The sequence below is a fragment of the Enterococcus larvae genome (assembly GCF_017830045.1).
Lineage (GTDB): Bacteria > Bacillota > Bacilli > Lactobacillales > Enterococcaceae > Enterococcus_L > Enterococcus_L larvae.
Genome location: NZ_JAEDXU010000003.1, coordinates 328764 through 348374 on the forward strand (window position 1 = coordinate 328764; position 19611 = coordinate 348374).

19 protein-coding genes are annotated in these 19611 nt (G+C 41.5%); 1 reads left to right on the forward strand and 18 read right to left on the reverse strand.

Annotation, left to right across the window (positions count from 1 at the left end; all coding sequences use genetic code 11):
* Positions 1-17: 17 nt before the first annotated feature.
* The 18 genes from I6N96_RS08055 to I6N96_RS08140 form a co-directional block, all read right to left on the reverse strand.
* On the reverse strand, positions 18-869 hold the full coding sequence (locus I6N96_RS08055) for an AraC family transcriptional regulator (RefSeq protein ID WP_209557050.1): 852 nt from the start codon (positions 867-869) through the stop codon (positions 18-20).
* 495 nt (positions 870-1364) lie between these two features.
* A complete protein-coding gene (locus I6N96_RS08060) occupies positions 1365-2297 on the reverse strand; it encodes a sensor histidine kinase (protein ID WP_209557051.1) in 933 nt (310 codons plus the stop codon).
* Positions 2284-2976: a response regulator transcription factor gene (locus I6N96_RS08065; RefSeq protein ID WP_209557052.1), complete on the reverse strand. Its 693-nt coding sequence runs from the start codon at positions 2974-2976 to the stop codon at positions 2284-2286. Before I6N96_RS08065 ends, I6N96_RS08060 begins: the two co-directional genes overlap by 14 nt.
* A 356-nt stretch (positions 2977-3332) precedes the next feature.
* Complete coding sequence (locus tag I6N96_RS08070) at positions 3333-4091, reverse strand: ABC transporter ATP-binding protein (RefSeq protein ID WP_209557053.1); 759 nt, start codon at positions 4089-4091, stop codon at positions 3333-3335.
* Between the two features lie 6 nt (positions 4092-4097).
* A complete protein-coding gene (locus I6N96_RS08075) occupies positions 4098-6413 on the reverse strand; it encodes an ABC transporter permease (RefSeq protein WP_209557054.1) in 2316 nt (771 codons plus the stop codon).
* Between the two features lie 249 nt (positions 6414-6662).
* A complete protein-coding gene (locus tag I6N96_RS08080; protein ID WP_209557055.1) occupies positions 6663-9419 on the reverse strand; it encodes a GBS Bsp-like repeat-containing protein in 2757 nt (918 codons plus the stop codon).
* Between the two features lie 18 nt (positions 9420-9437).
* Complete coding sequence (locus I6N96_RS08085) at positions 9438-9800, reverse strand: hypothetical protein (protein ID WP_209557056.1); 363 nt, start codon at positions 9798-9800, stop codon at positions 9438-9440.
* An 85-nt stretch (positions 9801-9885) separates the two neighbouring features.
* Positions 9886-10533, reverse strand: coding sequence for a hypothetical protein (locus tag I6N96_RS08090; RefSeq protein WP_209557057.1), 648 nt, complete (start codon positions 10531-10533; stop codon positions 9886-9888).
* Between the two features lie 33 nt (positions 10534-10566).
* The gene (locus I6N96_RS08095; RefSeq protein ID WP_209557058.1) at positions 10567-11442 is read right to left on the reverse strand and encodes a GNAT family N-acetyltransferase; all 876 of its coding nucleotides are present in this window, start codon (positions 11440-11442) and stop codon (positions 10567-10569) included.
* Between the two features lie 22 nt (positions 11443-11464).
* Positions 11465-11824, reverse strand: a complete 360-nt coding sequence (locus I6N96_RS08100; protein WP_209557059.1) for a hypothetical protein — start codon at positions 11822-11824, stop codon at positions 11465-11467.
* Between the two features lie 119 nt (positions 11825-11943).
* Positions 11944-13482, reverse strand: coding sequence for an FGGY-family carbohydrate kinase (locus I6N96_RS08105; protein WP_209557060.1), 1539 nt, complete (start codon positions 13480-13482; stop codon positions 11944-11946).
* Entirely contained in the window at positions 13475-14875 is a 1401-nt protein-coding gene (locus tag I6N96_RS08110) for a PTS galactitol transporter subunit IIC (RefSeq protein ID WP_209557061.1), read from the reverse strand. Before I6N96_RS08110 ends, I6N96_RS08105 begins: the two co-directional genes overlap by 8 nt.
* Before the next feature lies 1 nt (position 14876).
* Positions 14877-15167 (reverse strand): PTS sugar transporter subunit IIB, encoded by a 291-nt coding sequence (locus I6N96_RS08115; protein WP_209557062.1) that lies wholly within the window; start codon positions 15165-15167, stop codon positions 14877-14879.
* Positions 15168-15186: 19 nt separating this feature from the next.
* Positions 15187-15651 carry a PTS sugar transporter subunit IIA gene (locus I6N96_RS08120; RefSeq protein WP_209557063.1) on the reverse strand — a complete coding sequence of 155 codons (465 nt, stop codon included), beginning with the start codon at positions 15649-15651 and terminating at the stop codon, positions 15187-15189.
* The gene (locus I6N96_RS08125) at positions 15651-16496 is read right to left on the reverse strand and encodes a class II aldolase (protein WP_209557064.1); all 846 of its coding nucleotides are present in this window, start codon (positions 16494-16496) and stop codon (positions 15651-15653) included. The genes I6N96_RS08120 and I6N96_RS08125 overlap by 1 nt, the downstream gene beginning before the upstream one ends.
* Complete coding sequence (locus I6N96_RS08130) at positions 16496-17236, reverse strand: GntR family transcriptional regulator (protein ID WP_209557065.1); 741 nt, start codon at positions 17234-17236, stop codon at positions 16496-16498. Before I6N96_RS08130 ends, I6N96_RS08125 begins: the two co-directional genes overlap by 1 nt.
* Before the next feature lie 269 nt (positions 17237-17505).
* On the reverse strand, positions 17506-18060 hold the full coding sequence (locus tag I6N96_RS08135) for a chromate transporter (protein ID WP_209557066.1): 555 nt from the start codon (positions 18058-18060) through the stop codon (positions 17506-17508).
* Positions 18061-18606 (reverse strand): chromate transporter, encoded by a 546-nt coding sequence (locus I6N96_RS08140; RefSeq protein WP_209557067.1) that lies wholly within the window; start codon positions 18604-18606, stop codon positions 18061-18063.
* Between the two features lie 97 nt (positions 18607-18703).
* Here I6N96_RS08140 and I6N96_RS08145 point away from each other — a divergent pair, with 97 nt between their 5' ends.
* Positions 18704-19573 carry a LysR family transcriptional regulator gene (locus I6N96_RS08145; protein WP_209557068.1) on the forward strand — a complete coding sequence of 290 codons (870 nt, stop codon included), beginning with the start codon at positions 18704-18706 and terminating at the stop codon, positions 19571-19573.
* The last annotated feature ends 38 nt before the right edge of the window (positions 19574-19611 follow it).

The following is a 19611-nucleotide window of genomic DNA, read 5'->3' on the forward strand; positions in this document are numbered from 1 at the left end:
TTTAACCTCGCTTTTACTTATTTTTTGATCGGCATCCAATACTCAAGAATGGCTCCCTCTTTGCCATCTTTAGCATGAACTGAGATATCAGGACCGTTATCATATTCGTATCCGCTTGTTGGCAGCCACTCTGAAATCACACGCTCTCCCAAGTCTTGAGTTTCTTCAATGGTTTTTCCTTCGTATGAAAAAATTGCCCAAGTATATGCGTCGACAAAATATTCTTCTAACGGCTCCTCTATAGGTGCATCGGTTGCAACCGAAATCAAATAGCGCCAACTTTCAGTATGTTCATCCGGCATCATCACTTCAAGTAATCCCGATGCTTCTTTTCCCATTAACCCCTTTAGTTGCTGGATGGTACCATTAGCCTCAGCTATTTCCCACATTTGTTTGATCGGCTCGTCCATCCCTTCAAAATCACCAAAAAGCGGAATAGAAATACCAACGACACGAAAGGCTTCTCTTTTCTCAATCCTGAAATCCAGACTGTCCACTCCTTTTATCACCATTTGAAAGCTAAGAGGTGCATAGGATTTGACCGATACACCATCTAATTTAACAAGTGAAGGCGCTACTCCATGTACGCTTTGAAAGGCACGATTAAATGCAGTGGGTGAGCTATATCCGTACTTTAATGCTACATCTATGATTTTCATATCATCGCTTTTTAAATCAGCTACTGCCAAAGACATTCTTCTGCGTCGGATATATTCTGATAAGGGGCTGCCCGTCATATAAGCAAACATTCGCTGAAAATGATACGAAGAGCAGTCAGCTATTTTAGCAATATCTTCGGCACTTAATGTATCTGTAATATGTTCCTCAATGTAGAGAATCGCTGCATTCATTTTTTCTATCCAGTCCATTTTCATCATCTCCAATAGTATTTATAGACTTTATTATAAGGCCCTGCAAAAGGTTTGTCCTCTCCTCTTACATAATAATTAGAGAGCACGTATACCACACAGTCAGGACAGATATAGTTAGCTCAAAATACCAAGCAGCTGCTTTTCAACATCTATTCTCTGCATAAATACATGATATACCCATTTAGAACTTTCACTGAACGACAAGTAAGAGGCTGAGACAGAAGTGTTTAGCTACAAGCAATAAGCCGGAATTCACGAAAATTGTTTCACAAATTTTTGTTGAATTCCGGCTTATTGTCGTAGGAGCTACTTCTGACTCGCCGTTTATTCGGATTTAGGGTATGGAAAAGAGCGGCAACAGACTATTGTCCCACTCTCCTGTAGTTAAGGCTAAAAAATCTTGATAAAGAGATTCCCTTCATACTAAAAATTCATCACAGGAAAGTGACCTTCGCTTAAGTTATTTAACAAAGGAATACAAGCAATTACTATTTATTTAATAGGATTCCTATACATTGTAATGACAAATTTTTTCGTATACTCGCTGACTTCGTGATTCAATTCAAGCGTAAATCCATGCTTATCAACAATCGTTTTTGAAATGGCCAAACCTAAGCCGCTTCCGTGAAAATTCCGCTCGGTTTGATTCTCGCTGACGAAAGGCTTGAACAGCTGCTCTCGTTGAACCTCCGGTATTGGCGTCCCATTATCTGCAAAAATGATTTCCGTTTGTCCGTCTTTATCTTCAACAGCAACAAGCAAGGTCGTTCCAGCCGGATTATGGCGACAGGCATTAACAATCAGATTCGTAAACACCCGCTTCATTTCCAGCTTATCCACTGAATACATATTTTCCTCATCTGGAATACACAGTATCAGCTCAACGGAATACTCCTCTATAATGTCATAAACCTCTGCCACCGTCTCCTTCAGCAAGTAATTCACGTCAAGCGCCTCTCTCTTCAATCGGAATTCGTCAGAGCTTAGCTTTGTGTACTGAAACAGTAAATCCAGTAAGTCATTGGCTGCTTCAGACTTCTGATGAATGATCAGCGCCAGTTCCTCTTTTTCTTCCTCAGAGGTAGCCACATTTTCATGTAGTGCTTTTGAAAAGCCGTTGATACTTGTTAATGGCGTCTTCAAATCATGGGCGATATTGGCAAATAGAAGTGTTTGAGCTTTCGCAATTTCGTGACTCTTTTCTGTGATTTTCTTATCGATCGAGCGATAGAATAGATACGAGAACAAAGCTACTGCCAGCACTTGGGAAACAGCACCAACCACCAAAGAGTACAGTCGATATTCTTCAGCTAGAAAGTATTGTCCATACTCAAAAGCAACGCTGTCAAGCAACGATACGACAATGGACAACAGCATAAAGAAAAGGACAAATCGTTTTAAAATAGCATTTCTAAGATCCTTCATGGCTCTTCTCCAATCGATACCCTAAACCTCTGATCGTCTTGATTTTTTCAGCACCGATTTTTTCCCTCAGCTTGCTCATCATCACTCGAATACTGTTATCACTAACGATTTCATCCTTCCAGCCATGTTCAAAAATCTGTTCTCGAGTGAAAACTCTGCCTGGGTTCTCCATCAAGAGCTTCAACACACGAAATTCGACAGCTGACAGCTCGATGATTTCTCCACCGTCATTTTGAACCGTACATGCATATGTATCCAGCTTCAGCTCTCCTACCAAAATCTGGGATAAAGCCGTTTCCTTGTTGGAGCCCAATGTATTGAAACGACGCAGGAGCGCCTTAGCTCGCGCAACGACTTCCAAAGGATCAAAGGGCTTAACGATGTAATCATCGGCCCCCAGCTCCAGCCCAAAAATACGATCAGAGGATTCCACACAGGCGGAAATGACCATGATCGGTATATTACTGTTCTTTCTTACTCGCTTGATCAGCTCAAAGCCGCTGATTTCAGGCATCATGATATCAACGATCAATAGATCGATCTGCTTCTCTTCCAGAACTGCCAGCGCCTCTTTCCCGTTGTATGCCTCGTACAAAGTCAATTCGTCCCGTTCCAAATATAGTTTCAGCAGCTTGATAATTTCCTTCTCATCATCGACTGCCAGTATTTGATACCCCATATCATTTTCTCCTATTCCTATCTCTGTCTTATGCGACAACATTTCCTATGATTGTATGAATGATTGCAGAACAAGTGCTTCTTACTTTTGACCTAAAACAATAGCAACTGCTTTTTCCGCTGCGTGGTTCCTTGTCCCACCTACCATTTTACAATAAAACACGAGAGGCTTCTCTTGTTTCTCGAAAAAAGATGCTGCATTCGGATATTCTCATCCAGTAATTATGTAAAGCGCAGGTAAACATCTCTTTGTCCCCTGCGCTTGTATTCTTCTGATCACTTATGTGATATTGACTATTTCAATAGCTTGGAGCTTCGGGGTGTGTTTCTATAGTCTTCGTCTTACAGCTTTCAGTCTCACACCTCTGTCTCCAACATTTTAGCATTGACTTGCTCCATCCTTTGTTCCAGCTCTCGCTCCGCATATTTTCCTAAAAACAGCTCATCTGTGATACGCCCGTCCTCCATGAACAAAACTCGCTCGCTTTGGGCCGCCACCTTTACATCATGGGTCACGATCAGGACCGTTGTTCCCTCACGATTGATCCGGATCAGGATGTTCATGATTTCCTGTGCTGCTTTTGAATTCAGTGCTCCTGTAGGCTCGTCGCCAAATAGAATATCCGGCTCTCCCACCAAGGCACGACAGATTCCCGCCCGCTGCAGCTGACCGCCGGAAACCTGTGTGATTCTTCGATCAGCCAATTCTTCGATTCCTACCTTTTCCATCAAGCGTTCAGCGCGGTTGAACACTTCCTGCGGCTCATTTCGTTTGTCCCGCATCATCGGCAAGACAATATTATCCAAGATTGAAAGATTTTTCAGCAATGTTGGTTGTTGAAAAATAAAACCCATTTGGCTTCTTCGCAAATTTGCGAGAGCCTCTTCCTCCATATCATTTAATCGCTGCTCCTGAAAATCCACTGTTCCATCGTCCACTGTATCCATTCCACTCAAGGCATACATCAATGTGGACTTACCAGAACCGGAAGCCCCCATGATTGAGACAAATTCGCCTTTATAGATCGCTACATCGACACCATTCAATACCTTTACTTTTTCTGTCTCCTCGCCAAATGTTTTGATGATTCCTTTTCCTGCTATTAGTTTTTCCATTATTTTTTACTCCTTCAAATTTTCTGCTATATTGATTGCGCCTGCTCGTTTATTGACAATCTTGGTTGTAAAGATTGTCGTAAGAAGCATTAGGATCGGACAGCCGAGATAAATCAGCAGACTACCGCTTAATTCAAATGCTGTCATCCCCATCATAGACATCATCAAGCCTGCTAAAACTGGCCCCAAGGTGCTTGCCAATAACGTTCCCGCAAGTAGTCCCAAGACTAAAACGATCACACTTCTGGAAAGGTACTGAATAGAGATATCTTTATTGGTATAACCGATTGCTTTCAGTATTGCGATTTCTTTTTTGTCCCTTACAATTAAAAGCTTTATGAACAATGAGGTTATTAGCCCTGTTATAAGCAAGGCTACAGCGATTGAACCAATCGCCAGCATTCCCAGTGACCGAATCGTTGGGCCGAAAATCTGTTCCTTGTACAGCGAAACATTGTATATCTTAGCAAATGGTAATTCTGCCTTATACTCATTCAATTTTTCTTCTGCCTTCTCCGGCTCTGTCAGTTTGATGAAATAGCTTCTCCACATCGTCTCTGTTGTTGTATCGGTAAATGCCGCTTTTGCCGTTTTTCCACCATTGAAAATGTTGGAATAGACACCGCATAAAATCAGTTCCCGTTCCTTGCCGTTTTGAACAATCGTGATCGTATCTCCTAACTTCTTTTGGTATTCTTCCGCATTCAGTTGAGATAGCGCGATTTCATCTTCTTTGATTGGTGCTTTTCCTTCTGTGTACTCCACTGAAAAGCTGTTGTGATCCCCCAGCTCAATCGTTAAAATACTGTCTGCGCCAGCTTGCTTCTTAACTTTGAAGGGTTTGGTTGTAATTTCGTTATATGCTTCAATTTCTTCATCTGAGGCTAGCTTTGTTTCCAACAGCTTTGCATGCATGTCTGACTCTTCATCCATATAGAGACTGGCCATCATATCCATCTGACCATAGCCAAGATATTCTGTGAATGAATCAGAGGACATTGACTGATAAGTAAGCCCCGGAACGATCATGATGAAGGATGCCAGCATAAATACCAGCAGCATAGTGAGATACATTTTCTTGCGACTGATAACATCAACTAAGCCCATGAATGAATTTGTTGGAAGCCAGTTGAAGGCACGCAGACTGATTGGTTTTCGGTTAGATATTTTTTCATCTGAGCCATTCGTACGAATCGCTTTTACAGCAGAAACCTTCTTGAAGCGGTTCAATAACAGATACACGTAAGAAAGAATCAGAATCAATAGAAGAACCACACCGGCAACTCCTATTAGTCGGCTGAAACCTTCCTTGCCGCTTTCTCCCATCGTTAGTTTTATATCATCCAATAAGCGTCGGCTCAGTGGAATAGACAGCAGGTACCCCGCTAGGCCGCCAACTAAAGCAACCAGCGCATATTTCGCCAGATAGATTTTCTTGATGTCTCTAACCTGTAGCCCGATGGCTTTCATCACGCCAATTTCTTTGAAATCCTCTTCAATTTTTGCCAGTAAGGTAAATCGAATACACATGAATGCCATAGCAACTACCAGCACACTGACCATCAAAAGAACAGCAATCATGATCCCATCTGCAATCGCATTGATAACTTTAAACAAGCCTAAAGTTCCGGAAGGACCATTCATCTCAAGATCCGCATTCCTGTACGCCGCCTCAAACTCATTAAGCTTACTTAGATCATTTAAACGAAATTGAATAATATACTCTAAGGTTCCCTCTGAAAATAGGTCTGCATAATCCGCTTCATTTACTAAAAAACGCTTGGATGAGGCAAAGTTAGAATTCATCTGTCCGTCACGCACGGCACCTTTGATACTTAATTTTTTCCCGGCAATAGTCAGCGTACCACCAACCTCGATCAGCCCCTCTTTCACGTAAGCGATCGGTACATAAACTTCTCCTTGATTTACCTGAATAGGACGATTCTCCAAATCAAGCATGAAATCAAATTCCTTATTTTGTACTGCAATACCGTTATCCTGCACGTTATCTGCAAAGGTGTAGTCTCCAACTTGGATTTTTCCGCCTTCAATATTAAGAAATTCACTGATTTGATATTTCTCCACATATTGATTGCCCTCGGCAAATTTCTGCATGCGCTCCTTGTCGATCTCTCCTCCGTGCATTTGCATGTAGTGGGGGCTTTTCGTCTGTTCCAGAAGATTGTCGATCGATCCGGATAAATTGACACTCAGTACCGTTGCCAGCGTGATCAACACTGCCGCAACAGTGATAAAAATCGTCGTTGTTGCTGTAATCAGCTTGCTTTGTAAAACATCGTTTCGAATAATACGAAAATACATATTTCTGCTCCTTTATTTTTTATTCATGAAGTCAACACATTTCTTATTCATATCTATAGCATACTGATCGAACCTTTCAGGCAATCATATAAAGTATTAACTGAACATTAAATAAGTGACAGAACTCATTTTTAGTCCTTAAACTTACACTTTGAGTGCAATAAAAAAGGCAAGATACCAGTATAGGATCACTACTGATTTCTTGCCTTTGTTCTAAAATTTAAATGCTGTTACAAAATGCTTAGACTGCTAATCATCCGTTGTGATATAGTCCACACCCGCATTCCGCATGTCTGTAATTTTACTTTCCGGCACTGTCCACGCTCCGACACTTAAGCCCTGAGCTTTGGCCTTCTTCACTTTATCTGCCGTCACATTTGCCCAAACAATGTTCAAGCCGGAACGATTACCAAGAGCTTTCACTTGTTTTATCGTGGTGTCCGTGATATCTGCCGTCAGGTACATCGTGCTTGCATTCGGCATTCTGCTCTTAACAGCCTGCAGCGGTTCCAGATAAAAAGAAATGAATTTTACATTTTCTCCAAAGTCGTATTGTTCAACAATCGAAATCAGATTATCGTAGCTTTCTTCCGAAGCGCTCCCTATCTTTATTTCAATGACTGGAACGATCCCCTTGGCTTTACAAATGCTTAAGAACTCCTCCAACGTTGGTACAACCAGTTTTGCAGAGGAATAACTATTCACATTATTACCTGCATCTATACGATAATTCCGAATTTGATCAAAGGTCATTTGCGCAACATAGCCGGAGCCATTCGTCATACGGTCGATTGTTGCATCATGCATGACTACCCATCGACCGTCAGCAGTCAGCTGAATATCTGTTTCTGCAGCAAAATAATTGGACTGTTCAAATGACGGAATAGAGTTTTCCGGTGCTTTTTTGTGATTCCCTCTGTGATTGATATACTGTGCCAAGCTAGTTTCCGGTAAATTGCTTGATATCGATCCCAAGAACATCAGCCCTTCCTTTTCAACATCTACATACGCATGAGTAATCAAATTTGTTCCATTCCAATGAGATTTTCGCAAATCTATATCCGCATACCAGATTTTATTCGCTGTATCATACGAAGCATTATACCACTTGATATCATCTTGTCCCATGACATTGGTCCACGTTGGGAATCTAACTTTCTTGATCCTTGAACTTGAGGGCAATTCTACAGATATTCTGTAGAGGGAGCTAGAGCCTGATTTTGGTTCCACCTTCAAATTTTTCGGATGAAGTTTGAACTTCGGCACCTGCAAATTATCACTGACTGAATAGGCGGAGGTCAGTCCGTTCTTCCCATAGATATACGCATGGATCACGTAGCGACCTGTTTCATAATTATGGTTCTTAGTATCCACTGTCAATGTAAATGTCCCATTCGCTTGCCTTACTGCTGTATACCACTTTATATCATCTTGCCCTTTGTAGTTCGTCCATATTGGGACTCTGACTTTCTCGATTGCCCCAGGTTCATTCACTGTCAACGTCAATTTGAATTGACCATTTTCTGCCTGAGACATATCAATGACTTTTTCAGTCAGTGCAGGTTTTGAGATGTTAAACGTTGTGTTTGTCACAAATCGCATACCTGTTGCTGTTGTAGCCCATACGTGCGTTTGTGTCAAACCGCCGTCCCTGTGGTTTTTCACCTCTATATCTGCATACCAGGTGTTTGTTTTACTGTCGTATTTCCCCTGATACCATTTCATGTCATCCTGTCCTCTTGTATTTGTCCAAGTAGGAAACAGCACTGATTTAGCCGCTGTATTCAGCTTGACCGATGCTCGGTAGACTGTTTTTGTCGTATTTCTTGCAGCTATGGTCAAATCTCCTTTGATAGGCTCTTCTTTTACTTGTATATTATCAGCCACAGAAATTGCCGATGTCTGACCGGTATTGGAATATAGGTACGCATGGACAAAATATTTACCTAAGTCATACTTATGATTTTTATAATCAAAATCTACAGTATACGAACCATTCGACTGTTTTACTGCCGAATACCACTTAATGTCATCTTGCCCATTTTTTTCCGACCAAATCGGCACGTGAACTCGGTCGACACGCCCCGGCTGATTCACTTGAAGCACTACCTTGAATCGTCCGGAAGTATTTGTCGGTTCGATCTTCGCTGAAGTAAATGCCAGCTTCGGAACCATAAACGTATCCCCTCGGTTAAATTTCAAGCCTTTAGATGTATTTATATACGTATGAGCAACCATAGCTCCTGCATCTTTATGCTTATCCATGGGAATATCTACATACCAAAGCTTCGTTTTACTATCATATTTCCCCGTATACCAACGGAGATCATCCTGCCCCTTAGCCCCGGACCAAGCAGGGAAAGTGACTCCTTGCACATTGGGATTCTTTAGCTCTACTGACAAGCGATAGTATTTATAATCCTGCATCGGCACAGCCTTGAAAACAGCATCCGTATTTACAGGCTGATTCACTGTTATCGGGCTGATTCCAGTTACTTTTGTCTTGTTATCAGTGGTCATTGTATAGACATGGATGGAATACTTTCCTGTGTTGAACTGATGTTTTTTATAATCAAACTCAACAACATAACGTCCATTTGTCTGCCTGACAGCAGAGTACCATACGATATCCTTTTGCTTTGGATCAGACCAAATCGGTACACGAATAGACTTGATCTGTTGTGAATTCTGCGGAATAAAAATCAGTTTGAATTTCCCATTAGGGAGTTCAGTTTTATCAATCTCCACCGTTGACTCACCAGCTCTGCTTAATCCATTCTCCTGACTGCTTCTTTCCCCAAAACCTGTTACTTGCGCTGTCGACTCCTGCTGCAAGACAGAGCTTGAGGTACTCGTTTCAGCTGTTTCTTGTTCTTCTTCATCTGACCCACGAGTTTCTTCATAGGAACTTTCAACAGTGTCAGATACTGTCGGTCCCTCATTTTCAGCTCGTGCACTTATTGGACACAATGCCAATACTATTCCTAACAACAAAACCTTTTTCATGTACTTACCCCTTTTTATTTATTCCACTCCTGTTATTGCTTGTTGATACTCGATAAATCGCTTTGGAAGCTGCTGAATCACTTCATCTGCTTCAGCTTTTTGACTATCTGATAGATTCAGTGTATAGATTTCCTGAATCGTTGCCAGAATTTTTTCTTCGTCTAAAACGTCACCTGTTGATTTGTATGAAGCAGCATTTTCCTTTAGAATTTCAAGTTTTATGCGAAATGAGTCGTTTTCCAACTCTGTCATTTCCGATACTACCGTAGTTTCGATCGTTGAACTTTCTTTTGATGCCTGATTCTTATCAGAATTTCCCTGACAACCCACCAGAAAAACAGCTGCAAGCACCAGAACAAAATACATCCTTCTATTTCTCATTTATTCCTCCTTTTGATCATACCTTCAGCACCTTTTTTCGAAGCCTGTCTAAACTATTTTATTCTTCTATATTAAAAGTCTACCGTTATGCAACTGGATAAGCAACCTCTTTTAGTTCTTCCATGATCTTTTCTGCCCGTTCGTTAAAACCATGTTCAAACAAAAATCCACGATCGATTACTTTTTGAGCAAAAACATGCTGGATCAATGTCTGCAGCTTCTGGTTGATCTCTATCTCATAATAATCCTCAATCCACGCACTGTGCTCCATGACCGTTGTGTGAAAATAGCCTGTCAAAAATTCTTCTCCATCGTCGGCCCCCTCGGGAATAACCGTTGCTCCCTTCTTCCACTCCTCCCCAGCCTCTTGCCAGAAACAGAAGGTCACATGCTCATACTCAATAGCTGGATCAGTTAGACGCTCAAGCAGATTCTTAGGCGTTTGATCATAAATACCCGCATAAATTTTGTACTCTTCTTGTGCATAAGGAGAAAGAGCCGATTCATGATCAAAGCCCTTGACAATACAATCCTCTGGACCAAATACAGCTACTAGCTCATCTCCTGAACCGTTATCGATTTTCCCAAAGGACAGCTCATCCGTCCACTTAGGAATCCACTCATAGATACGATAGGCATATTCCTCCTCTAATAAAATATCAACTGCTGCCCAAGAAAGAAAAGCCTTTTTCAATTCTTGTGCTGTTTTGAAGGTCTTCATCTTATCCACCATTTTTCTTTCACTCCTTCTTCAACAACTGCTCATTCAAATAACCATATAGCTTCGGGTGATTCCTGAATGCTCAAAACCATTTTTTTCATAGACATGCTGCGCTCGCTTATTTGTATCAGCTGTATCGGTATGCAGCTCTATGATTCCCTCCTGTGAAAGAAATGCAAAAATCAGTTGGAGTGCCTGTGTGCCGAACCCTTTGTTTTGATGGTCATCCAGCATGAATATCCACCTTAAATAAGCAATGGGGTTCTCCGGTAAAAAGGCAATATTAGCCTGTCCTACCGCCTGTCCCTCCTCATAAAAGGTCAGCATCAGTGTATGGTTTTCTGTTTTTTTCGCTTGCTTGATGGCTAATGAACACTCCTCGTGCTCTACCAATGATTTCAAGTTTTTCACATAATAAACGTTTGTATGCTCAACACTGAATCCATTTTCCAAAAGAAGATCCGCCACTTCTGTCATTGATTCGTGCAGTTTTCCATGATTACCTGTACAGGTCATTCCCAGTGCATGAAAGAAAGCATAGGACATCTTCACCCCTTTTTCCTGAAAGGATACCATTGCCGTTTCCAGCAGCTCTTTACCAACCGCTTTCTGATTCTTCAAAAAATGAAACTGCCGAATAATACCTGTCGATCGCTCAACGTTTTTTTCTCCATCTTCATCATAACCATAACTCGAAAGCCCCCATTGAATAAACCCATTGATTGTTCCATCAGCCGCTAAGCTGCAGTAGGTTTCCAACTCCTTGTATTTCTTATCTCCATCGTAATCTGTATCTTCAAAAAAGCTTCTGTCCCAGCTTATTTTAGATACTTGATGATCATAGGGTGTTGTTCCCACCAGATAATTGTTGTAATACTCATAAAGCTCCAAGCCATCCGCTTGCTGGACTAACCTTAGCATATACACATCCTCCTATTCTTCATTATTCGCTGTATTTGTCTCCTTTAAACGTTCGAATCACTTCAATCTGACCAATAATATTCTCATTGAATGCTGCCAGATCTTCACTTGGAATCCAATATTCCAAATGATAACGCGAACCAGCCTGTTCCACTTTATAATTACAGATAAACGCATCATCAACTTCAAATCTCGTAACATATCCTACATAACCGGAGATACTGTCCTTTGTATTCCAACGCTCTGCAATCTCTGCAGCATACTTCTCCATCAGTACTGGATAAAAAATTGGCTGCTCGGGAAGTCTTGGCGGAAATGCCCTGAAATCACTTCTTTCAATCAACTCAAGTTCTTTTTTACCAACAGGTCTGAATAATCTCATTTTCGTTCCACTCCTTTTTCTATGTCTCTTCTCTATTATAAAAGAAAAGGCCGCTGACAACATCCCTTTCTTATGACGTGATTATCGGTTTTATGATAAAAAAAGAAAAAGGACCCCTTCTAGCTAAAGAAGAAATCCTTTTCCATAAAATACTCTTTACTATTCAATTCGGTGCTTTGATAGACAAATGGGGAATCTGCTTGTTCCACTAGATTTCTCTTTGCTTCATAGAGCTGAGCATAGTTGTCTATCAGCTCTTCAAAGGATGCTGCGTGTTCCTTATCTGGGGAAATAATTTGATAATCGATTGGATAGACAAAATCACGATACGCAGCTTTCAACGCCCCAAAAGAGACAGCCTCATCCATTTGAACGACGGCAATTTCCTTATTCAGAGAATCTGCCTTCATCTGCAGCCAGAGAGGGTTTTTCACCGCTGGCCCAATCACAACCAGACGTTCTACCCGCTCCATTGGAAAGCAACGGGAAACATACTTCATTTCAAGACACAATCCTGCTAATAGTCCTAGTAAAATATCTTCTCTTCTAGTTGTCAGATTCAATCCGTAAATCATTCCTGAGGATTGACTGTTTTTAAACGGTGCGCCCGAGCCATTAAAATGCGGAACGATGACCAACTGCTTATTCAAATCCACGATATGTTTTTGATAGCTCTTGTACAGCTGCAGACATTCTTCTTCAAAGGCTTTCTTTCCTATATCAAAAAACTCCTGATACCAAGCAAAAGCATTCCCCCCTGTCGGCATGGAAGAAAATAGTGTGTAACAGCTGGGATCGGTAAAAATGCCATTCGACAAAGAATCATGGAAACGTTCATCATTGATAAACAACGTATCATCGATCAGCAGCAACCCCTCCGTTGTCCCAGTAGAATTCAGCAATTCCTTTGAATGCAGATTGATGCCTAACGCACCGACCATATGATCGTGGCCGGCAATTCGAACAGAAATCGTTTCATTCATCAGCTCGGAAATACTTCCCTCACTTGTATAACCTACGATTTCACCGGACCTTCCTACCTCAGGAAACTTGATGAGCCCAGACAAGCCGAACAGTTCCAGAATCTCTTCTGACCATTCCCTTTTCAGAAGATCATAACACATTGTCCTACTCGCCATTGAAAATTCTGTTTTCAATGACCCCGTCAATAAATAGCTCAACAAATCAGGGAGACTCAACCAAGTATAGGCCTGATCCTTCGACAAGTCCGTTTTCTCCAACAACCATTTGATTTTGCTCAAGCTGTAATTAGGATGTGCCGGTAAACCTGTAATGTCATAGATTTTCTTTTTCTGCTCTGTGGTCAATGCATCGATATATCCTGCACCACGCTTGTCATACCATGCAATCAACGGACTGACGATTTCGCCAGCTTCATTGATCAGCACACCTGCTTCACCAACACTGGAAATGTTGATTGAATCAACATTTCCAGTATGAGCAACAACAAACTTCGTTAGCACGGCAAGCAATTGAGTCCAAATCGAAGCAAAATCAAACAGCTCGCCAAAATCATCCTTCTTTTTGGCTGTTTGGAAGCTTTCTCTTGATACTAATTCCCCTGTCGCGATTTCAAATAGTGAAACCTTTGCATTGGTTGTCCCGATATCGACAGTGATGGAAAATCTTTTATTCATGAACCGACGCCCCTTCTGTCGTAGAAGGTTCAGCAATCAGGTGTGTTTGCTTGTAGGTTGCTTTATAGATCCAGAAAATGAGAATGCCGATTACCGGAATCAAGCCCAAGGCAATCAAGTTCCCATCAAATATCTGTACCAACCAGTATCTCAGTGGATTTCCTCCATCAAGAAAGCTGGAAACCATCCCACTTGAGCCTTCCGGAAAACTAAAATTGACATCCTTTGCCATACCTGTGATCGATGGAGCAATAGCAGAAGCAATATACAAATCACCAATCATGATTGGAATCGCAATCAGTACTGCACGGAAAACATTTCCTTTCGTTGAAAGAACCACCATAGATGCCATAACAGCAAGATTCGCTAAATCCCCCAACGGCAGAACCGTATTGCCTGGCAAAACAAAGGCCAGCAGAACCGCGATTGGCGTCAGCAATAACGCTGTGGAGATGATTGCCGGGTTCCCTACCGCAACAGCTACATCTAAACCGATGTATAGGTCATCTCTATCTGGGTAACGTTGATTCAGGAATTTTTTGATTGCTTCTGATAATGGCAGCAGCCCTTCCATCAGAATACGCACCATACGCGGTAAAATAAACATAACTGCACCAATACTGATTCCCATCGTTAGGATATCTTTTAAATCATAACCTGCAGCAATTCCCAACAATAGACCAAGAATCGTTCCTACCATCATCGGTTCACCAAAGATACCGAACCTTTTCTGGATACTTTCCGGATTGATATCGATTTTTCTAATTCCCGGAATCATATCAATGATTTTATTTCCTAATAAACCGATTGGGAAAAAGGTAATAGAAGAAACAGTTGGCAGAGATATCCCTTCCAAGCCAAAATACTCTTCCCCCATAGGCGCTGCCCAGTCTGCTACTTTAAATACGATAATAGCAATAACTGCAGAAGCGAGAATTCCCAACCAGAAACTACCTGTGCTATAATAGACTAAGGTTCCTGCAAGCGCAAAATGCCAGTAATTCCACATGTCGACATCGACCGTTCTGGTCTGATTGATCGCCAACATGATAATGTTGATAAGCATTGTCATGGGAATAACAAATGGTGCAATTGGTGAACCCCAAGTGATTGCTGATAGAGGCGGCCAACCTAGATCAACCACTGGAAGATTGATACCAGTCTGTTCAACCATTGCCTGTGCTGCAGGACCAACATTATTTGTCAAAATATCAAAAATTGCATAAATACCAACGAACCCGATCCCTACCGTTAACGATGATCGCAAGGCTTTTGCCGGTTTTATCTTGAAGAATAACGCTAAAATAAACAACACCAGCGGCAGCATAACTGTCGGGCCAAACCCTAGAATATACTGAACAACATCATATAATGTTTCTGAAATATTCCCCATCTTATTCTCCTTCTGTCAGCTGTTCATAAATAGCATCCAACACTTTTTCTTCTCTCACACCTGTAATCAGTGCTAACCCATTGATGACCGGTGTATTCAGCTCATAAGGGATTTTTGTTGTTGATACAATCAGATCTGCATCATCGGCAGTTGACTGAACAGACGCAACATTAGTTTGAGAGTAATTCACATTTGTTACCCCTTTTTCTTTTAAAAATTCCATTACTTTTTCTGTTACTGCTGTTGACGTTGCAATCCCTGTTGCACATACAAATAATAGATTTTTAGCCATTTTTACTTCCTCCTGATTTTTATAAATCGATTTCTTCCTTTGCAATGCGATAGATTTCTTCTTTTGTCCCATTTTTGAGACGTTCCAATAATTCTGCTTTTGGTAAAACAGTCATCAGCTTTTGTAGGATGTTCAATTGTTTATTTGACTGTCCTAACGCCAATAGAAACACGATAGATACTTGGATCGTTCCTTCATCCATACCGCCCATGATCTCCATATCGATGGGATTTTTTAATGTCGCAATCGTCACTCGATTGTTGTTGACATACTTCGCATCCGTGTGAGGGATCGCTACACCAATGGGCTCTGTCGGCAATCCTGTGGGAAAGCTTTTTTCACGCAGAATGACCTGTTCAGGGAATTCTACCGCCACATCACCGGCTTGAATCAAGGGAGACGCAATCTGCTGAATCAACTCTTCAAAGCTAGTAACCTCTAAGTCAACAAAAATATTCTGTTTCGCTGTCAATCCGTCACTCACTATTTCGCCACCACACAATTCATATTTAATATCTTTTGATAAACTGTTTCAAAAACAGAATCCTCTGCGTGTTGCAGTACCTTGATCAAGTTCGCTTCGTTTTGGTTGGCTGCATACGCTTTTCCAACACTGGCGATATAGCTCTGCCGAAGGTCACTGGCGATATTGATCTTCGCCACATTGAATGCTACCATTCTCTGGATATGCTCATCTGGAATCCCGGAGCCTCCATGAATAACTAATGGAACCGGTGATACTTCATTGATTGCTTTCAATAACTCAAAATCAATACAAGGCTCTTCCTCCAAGCCATGAACATTTCCTACAGAAATAGCCAGCATATTACAGCCTGTACGTTCAACAAATTCCTTTACCTGCTCAGGATTAGTTTTTGAATCAACCTCGCTGACATGATCATCTTCTTTACCGAGGATCGCACCCAGCTCAGCTTCTACAGGAATGCCATACGCTTTGGCAAAATCCACGGCTTTTTTTGTGAACGCAATATTTTCCTCGAAATCATATGCAGCGCCATCAATCATGACTGATGTGAAGCCTGCGCGAATCGACTTCTTCACATCCTCAAATTTTTTCCCATGATCCAGATGCAATGCTACCGGTGTATCCATGTTTTCCGCATACCGAGAAACCATATCTACGATATACTCATAGCCTGCCAGAGATATATTTGTTGGTGCGACTTGAATAAACGTCGGAATCCCGCTTTTTTCCACTGCCTGTAAAATCCCAACAGTTGTTTCAAGGTTTGTTGTGTTGAACGCTCCGGCAATTACTTTTCTTTCTTTGATGATTTCCAATAAGGTATATCCATTTACTAACGGCATTACAGTTCCTCCCTTTGAAGTATCGTTCCAAGGTAGTATCTGTTTGCTTTGAGCCATACATTTCCAAATTCGACGGGTATGCCGCTCTCAAGATAAACCAGCTGTTCCAGATGCAGAACAGGAGAGTCTTCCGGTACTTCAAGCACTTTTGCTCGCTTCTCACCGACCACTCTAGCCGCATAGCGACTTTCTGAATACGCAATTTTTTTACCGCTGGTCTGTTCGATCACTCGGAAAAGACTTTCTTTATCAAAGTCAAAATTTTCCAAATTCGGACAGAGCTTGCTGTTCAGTCTATTCTCGATCAGCATGACCTTTTCACCTTCAACATACCGCAGCCGTTTCAAATACAAGTACTCATCACCAATTTCCAGACCCAACTTAGAAGCAATTTCTTTTGTTGCTTTTCGAAATTCAGAAGTGATGACCTTCGTTTCATAAGCTAATTGCTGACTCTCCAGTGACTCAGCAAATGAAAGCAGCCCTTTCCCTAACGGATAAGAGATATTTCCTTCGACCACATATGTTCCTTTTCCCTGAATCTGCTGCAGGAGTCCTTCATCCACCATCATACTGACTGCTTTTTTGACGGTCCCCCTACTTACGTTAAGCTCAGACATGATCTGATTTTCAGAAGGGATCTTTTCCCCCTTTCCCCACTCCTCTGAATAAATGTTATTTCGTAAATAGTCTGCAACCTGAAGATAAATCGGCTTAGAAGCATCTCGGTTGATAATCATTCAATCACCTCCAAATATCATATACACAACCATAGACGTCTATGTACAACCGTGTACAAGTTGATTGTAAATGCTTTCTCGTGAAATGTAAACCCTTTTTTGAAATATTGTTGATTTATAGACAGAAAAAAAGCAGTCTCGACCAATGATCAAGACTACTACAGCTTTCGATGGTACAAATCAATTTGATTACGAACTCCGCTCTGTATGCACAAAACCTACACTCCTGACCAAGTAATACTTCATAGCTATCAGTACAGTTCTTGCCACTAATAAACCAAGAAACCAATTGCTCCCGCAACTGCTAACAGAAGAATAGGACTGATTTTTGTTTTTCTAAGGAAAATCAGATAGATCACAAAAAATAAGATCGGCAGCCATTCAATCGTTCGAATCTCATACCAATTCAAGGTTCCTGCAAATGCCAAGGTCAACATAGATAGGGATGCCCCGGCAATCAAGCCAACTGCACAGGCTTGTAAACCGGAGAATGCGGTTTGAATCAATTGATTTTCCTGATTACTTCGGAAAAATCGTTCCAACAGCAATGCTATCAGACAACCTGAAATCACACAAGCGAAGGTTGCTATAATTGCTCCCACAATACCTGAGACTCTCAACCCTACAAAAGTAGCACTATTTACAGCTAATGGGCCGGGAGTCATTTGTGAAATCGTCACAATATCCGTAAACTCTTGTAAGCTCAGCCAATGTCGCCCATCCACAATCTCAGTCTGAATCAAGGGCAAGGTCGCATAGCCGCCGCCGATACTGAGAAAGCCAATTTGAAGAAAGCTCAAAAACAATTGCCATAATTGTCCCATCTAGTCACGCCCCTTCCATTTTTCACTAACCAGAACAGCTACTAGAGAAATAGCAAGGAGCCATAGTGGATGGATATTGAGAAATGCATTCCCAATAAACGCCAGAATCGGCAGAACCAACAGGACTTTCCTTCTTTTGTTCTGCAGCGCTTGAGTCATATCGATCACCAAGTCGACGATGATTGCTGCTACCGCAGCCTCCATTCCCTTTAACACGCTGCGAACGACAGGATTTTCCTGAAAAGAAGTATAAGCTAAAGAAACAAAATAGAGAATGATCAATGCAGGCAGCGTAGAGGCAAGTCCACTCACAAGAGCACCTTTCCAGCCATGAATCCTGCGCCCAACCAAAACAGATAAATTCACAGCAATCGCTCCAGGCGAGGTCTGAGCAATCGTTGAAAGCTCCAGCAGTTCTTCCTTTGACAAATCCCCATGATCGACAAAATACTTTTCCATCATGGGAATCGTGACATAACCGCCGCCAAACGTAAATGCACTGATCATGAAATTATAACTGAATAATCGTAAATAGGATGACTTCATAACCAACCTCCTCTATCTAGTATATAAGAGGGGAATCAATTAGTGAAATATGTTAAAATGGTAAAATCAATAAGTAAATACTTATAAGGAGAAAAACATGAATATTCGCCAGCTACGGATTTTCAAAGAAGTTGCTCAAACGGAAAATATGACCACAGCCTCAAAAAAACTCTATCTCTCGCAGTCTGCTGTCAGCCAAACAATTCATGAGCTAGAGGAAGAATTGAGCAGTCAGTTGTTCGATCGACAAGGACGAGCAATCAAACTGAACACAGTTGGACAAATTTTTCTGCGACGCGCCCTCTCTTTTTTAGAAGAGTATGAGGAGCTGGAAGCTTTTGCTGACGGCATCAAAAACTTGCCCTTAAAAATCGGATCGACCATCACGATTGCTAATCAACGGCTGCCTGAAATAATCACAGCCTATCAGCCGGAAAATGGACAGGCAGAAATCATTATTGATACTGCAGAAAAAATTCTACTTGCCTTGACCAATCACGAAATCGATTTGGCTCTGGTAGAAGGAGCTGTGAACCATCAAGCTTTTGATGCCATCGCCTTTGATTCCTATGAAATGAGCATCATTGTTTCCAAAAATCATCCTTACAGAAAAAGAAAATCACTCAGCATCAAGGAATTTTTGGAACAGCCTTTACTGCTGCGGGATAAGAGTAGTGCCATTCGCCAGACGCTTGACAGTTGGCTGCTGCTTCATCAGGAACAGGCACAACCCTTTTTGACCAGTATCAATTCACAGGCGATTCTTGAGTCTGTTCGGTCAAATCTGGGAATCACGGTACTACCCAAATTACTCTTAGAGAAATGCAGCAGAAAAGAAGATTTTCATACCTTAACCTTCAAAGAAGGGACTTTAAAAAATAATATGCAGCTGGTAACGAATAAAGGACAGCAGCGAACACCGCGTATCCAGAATTTTTACACGGCTGTAACTACTAAAAATGACTAGAAAAACCACTCACTTCAACGAAATAAAGTGAGTGGTTT

Excerpts from the sequence above, each read along its gene's own strand:
- I6N96_RS08055 (WP_209557050.1), bottom strand. The coding sequence starts at position 869 with ATGGACTGGATAGAAAAAATGAATGCAGCGATTCTCTACATTGAGGAA.
- I6N96_RS08060 (WP_209557051.1), bottom strand. The coding sequence starts at position 2,297 with ATGAAGGATCTTAGAAATGCTATTTTAAAACGATTTGTCCTTTTCTTT.
- I6N96_RS08065 (WP_209557052.1), bottom strand. The coding sequence starts at position 2,976 with ATGGGGTATCAAATACTGGCAGTCGATGATGAGAAGGAAATTATCAAG.
- I6N96_RS08070 (WP_209557053.1), bottom strand. The coding sequence starts at position 4,091 with ATGGAAAAACTAATAGCAGGAAAAGGAATCATCAAAACATTTGGCGAG.
- I6N96_RS08075 (WP_209557054.1), bottom strand. The coding sequence starts at position 6,413 with ATGTATTTTCGTATTATTCGAAACGATGTTTTACAAAGCAAGCTGATT.
- I6N96_RS08080 (WP_209557055.1), bottom strand. The coding sequence starts at position 9,419 with ATGAAAAAGGTTTTGTTGTTAGGAATAGTATTGGCATTGTGTCCAATA.
- I6N96_RS08085 (WP_209557056.1), bottom strand. The coding sequence starts at position 9,800 with ATGAGAAATAGAAGGATGTATTTTGTTCTGGTGCTTGCAGCTGTTTTT.
- I6N96_RS08090 (WP_209557057.1), bottom strand. The coding sequence starts at position 10,533 with ATGGTGGATAAGATGAAGACCTTCAAAACAGCACAAGAATTGAAAAAG.
- I6N96_RS08095 (WP_209557058.1), bottom strand. The coding sequence starts at position 11,442 with ATGCTAAGGTTAGTCCAGCAAGCGGATGGCTTGGAGCTTTATGAGTAT.
- I6N96_RS08100 (WP_209557059.1), bottom strand. The coding sequence starts at position 11,824 with ATGAGATTATTCAGACCTGTTGGTAAAAAAGAACTTGAGTTGATTGAA.
- I6N96_RS08105 (WP_209557060.1), bottom strand. The coding sequence starts at position 13,482 with ATGAATAAAAGATTTTCCATCACTGTCGATATCGGGACAACCAATGCA.
- I6N96_RS08110 (WP_209557061.1), bottom strand. The coding sequence starts at position 14,875 with ATGGGGAATATTTCAGAAACATTATATGATGTTGTTCAGTATATTCTA.
- I6N96_RS08115 (WP_209557062.1), bottom strand. The coding sequence starts at position 15,167 with ATGGCTAAAAATCTATTATTTGTATGTGCAACAGGGATTGCAACGTCA.
- I6N96_RS08125 (WP_209557064.1), bottom strand. The coding sequence starts at position 16,496 with ATGCCGTTAGTAAATGGATATACCTTATTGGAAATCATCAAAGAAAGA.
- I6N96_RS08130 (WP_209557065.1), bottom strand. The coding sequence starts at position 17,236 with ATGATTATCAACCGAGATGCTTCTAAGCCGATTTATCTTCAGGTTGCA.
- I6N96_RS08135 (WP_209557066.1), bottom strand. The coding sequence starts at position 18,060 with ATGGGACAATTATGGCAATTGTTTTTGAGCTTTCTTCAAATTGGCTTT.
- I6N96_RS08140 (WP_209557067.1), bottom strand. The coding sequence starts at position 18,606 with ATGAAGTCATCCTATTTACGATTATTCAGTTATAATTTCATGATCAGT.
- I6N96_RS08145 (WP_209557068.1), top strand. The coding sequence starts at position 18,704 with ATGAATATTCGCCAGCTACGGATTTTCAAAGAAGTTGCTCAAACGGAA.